Source organism: Diaphorobacter sp. J5-51 (genome assembly GCF_001023515.1).
Classification (GTDB): domain Bacteria; phylum Pseudomonadota; class Gammaproteobacteria; order Burkholderiales; family Burkholderiaceae_C; genus Diaphorobacter; species Diaphorobacter nitroreducens.
This window is the reverse complement of sequence record NZ_JSYI01000066.1, coordinates 1-348: the sequence shown is the minus strand read 5'-3', so window position 1 is coordinate 348 and position 348 is coordinate 1. Positions and strand designations below refer to the sequence as shown.

The window sequence follows — 348 nt, the reverse complement described above, 5'->3', positions numbered from 1 at the left end:
GCGTGGCCTACACCGACCCCGAAGTGGCCTGGGTGGGCCTGACCGAAGACCAGGCCAAGCAGCAGGGCATCAAGGTCAAGAAGGGCCTGTTCCCCTGGGCGGCCTCGGGCCGCGCCATTGCCAACGGCCGCGACGAAGGCGTCACCAAGCTGCTGTTCGACGACAGCCCCGAAGCAGGATCAGGAGACGGCCATGCTGGCCGGGGCCACGGCAAGATCCTGGGCGGCGGCATGGTCGGCACGCATGCGGGCGACATGATCGGCGAGATCGCCCTGGCCATCGAGATGGGTGCGGACGCTGTCGACATCGGCAAGACCATCCACCCGCATCCGACGCTGGGCGAGAGCA

1 pseudogene is annotated in these 348 nt (G+C 68.4%); it reads left to right on the top strand.

Going from position 1 to position 348, the window contains the following annotated elements:
* Positions 1–348 (top strand): annotated as a pseudogene (locus tag OX89_RS08960) (dihydrolipoyl dehydrogenase); the annotation flags it as partial.